Source organism: Dolichospermum circinale AWQC131C, assembly GCF_000426905.1.
GTDB lineage: Bacteria > Cyanobacteriota > Cyanobacteriia > Cyanobacteriales > Nostocaceae > Dolichospermum > Dolichospermum circinale.
In genome coordinates this window covers 1,761-2,231 of the sequence record NZ_KE384651.1, presented here as the reverse complement: position 1 = coordinate 2,231, position 471 = coordinate 1,761, and the positions used below count along the sequence as shown (strand labels likewise).

Genomic DNA, 471 nt, shown 5'->3' with positions numbered 1-471 from the left:
CATGGATTTCCTGTGGCAACCATTGCGTGTTTATCTGCTTTGGCGGTAACAGTGGTAAACGCGCTGGTTGTTGGGAATGTAGGATCCGAATATCTTCTTCTATTGTTTGGTCAAATTCGGCTAGTAGCTTTGACTCCAATGTTTTAAAGTCCAAAATTTCAGGGCTGTTCCACGTGATCAACATCCGCACCAAGCTGTTGTCTTCATCAATCGGTGTTACCAGCATCAAATCCGCAGTCCGAATTTCAGAGGATTCCGCAATGTAGTATTGACATAAAGGGTGAATAACCCTTTGCCAAAGAGTCCATAAGTCATATTTGATACTGCTGTTCAACCTTGGCATCTGGAGTTGAAGGTTACCCATAGTAATACCATCTTTGTCTACTTTCACCTCAAGGTCTTCAACTTGTGCGTGGTGGCGATTGCCTAACCCGCCATCGTGGACAAAAGGAAAATGAGATACATCTATGA

Annotated in this window: 1 pseudogene; it reads right to left on the bottom strand. The window is 43.5% G+C overall.

From position 1 onward, the window contains the following. Window positions 1–469: pseudogene (locus tag ACIR131C_RS26290) on the bottom strand (aromatic ring-hydroxylating oxygenase subunit alpha); the annotation flags it as partial. Window positions 470–471 lie beyond the last annotated feature (2 nt).